The organism is Curtobacterium sp. B8 (assembly GCF_000333315.1).
Classification (GTDB): domain Bacteria; phylum Actinomycetota; class Actinomycetes; order Actinomycetales; family Microbacteriaceae; genus Curtobacterium; species Curtobacterium luteum.
In genome coordinates, this window is record NZ_BACW01000420.1 from 1 (window position 1) to 1,495 (window position 1,495).

Consider the following 1,495-nt stretch of genomic DNA (forward strand, 5'->3'; position numbering starts at 1 on the left):
ACCGGGGCGCCCGACCGCTCCGAGCTGCGGGAGTACCCCAGTCCCGCCGCCGCGGCCGATGCGGGGCTCACCCCGTTCTCCCTCATCCCGGACGCCAACGGTTTCGCCAAGATCGTCGCGGGCGGTGCCTCGTTCGGGTACTGCCTGTACCTCGGCCAGACCACCGCCGGCACGGTCGGCGCCGGCATCAGCAAGGACCGCTGCGGTGTCGCCGCCTCGAACTGGACCGTCACCGACGGCCGGATCACCTCGCCGTACGGCTACGCGCTCGGCAACGAGACCGCCCGTGTCGACGGCACGGCCGGGCTCGCCGCCACTGCCTCGGCCACCGGCGCGGACTTCGGCATCGAGACCGGCTTCGCGGACGCCGTCCCGCCGACGACGTTCGACGTGACGTCCCCGACGACGAACGACCCGAACGACCGCGCGGTCCTCCGAGGCCGGACCGCGCCGTCGAGCACCGTCCTCGTCACCGACCGCAGGGGCGCCAGCCTGGTCCGGGGCACCGTGTTCACCGACGCCACGGGTGCGTGGGAAGCGCACATCGACTCCCCGCCCCGGGGTGTCACCGAGCTCGACGTCCTCGTCACGGTGTCCACCGGGCAGACCGTCCGCGAGCGGAGCTGGGGGACCGTGTCCTACGGTGCCGGCATCAGCGCCGCGTCGGACGCGACGCCGGTCGGGGTCGACGGGACCACGTCGATCTCCGGGACGGGCGACCCCGGTGCCGCGGTCCGGGTCGTCACGGGTGGTCGGGCCGACCCGGTTGAGGTCGGGCGCGACGGGACCTGGACGATCGACGTCACGGTGGACCGGGCGAAGCGGGCAGCGACGTCGTCGGTCGTCCTCGAGATGGCCGGCGTCGGCGGACAGCGCACCGTCGTGCCCGTCGCCGTCCGGGCCGCCTCGCTCGACGCCGACGTCGTGTTCCCGGCCGATGCGGCCGAGTCCGCCTACGTCGAGGGCGACGCCGAGCCCGGATCGACGATCGAGGTCCGCGCGACGGACGGTGCGGCCGTCGGGACGGCGACGACCGACGCCCGCGGTCACTTCGAGGTCGAGGTCGGCGCACCGGACGCCAGCGGGCGGAAGGACCTCCGGGTCGTCGAACGTTCGGACGGCGAGGTCGTCGCGCAGGACGACGTGACGGCGGACTACGGCGCGCCCGTGCGGATCCTCTCGCCGTCGACGGGCGGGACCCTTACGCCGGGGTCCGAGGTCGTCGGCACCGGGGAGCCCGGGGCCGAGGTCGCGCTCGAGCTCGGCGGGAAGACCGTGCACACCATCGTGGACGCGGGCGGCGAGTGGAGCGCACGGTTCCTCGACGCCGGTGACCGTCCCTTCGCGCTGACGATTCCGGACGCCCTGCGCTTCACCGAACGCAGCAAGCCGGCGATCACGGGCACCGGCACCCCCGGCGCCGTCGTCCGCTTTCAGCCAACCGCCGGCGACGACACCGGGCACACGGACACCACGGTCCGCCCGGACGGCACCT

1 protein-coding gene is annotated in these 1,495 nt (G+C 74.5%); it reads left to right on the plus strand.

Features of this window, described 5'->3' with window-relative positions; all coding sequences use genetic code 11:
- The coding region (locus I59_RS20920) for an Ig-like domain-containing protein (protein ID WP_148286174.1) at window positions 1–1,495 on the plus strand (1,495 nt) is incomplete at both ends.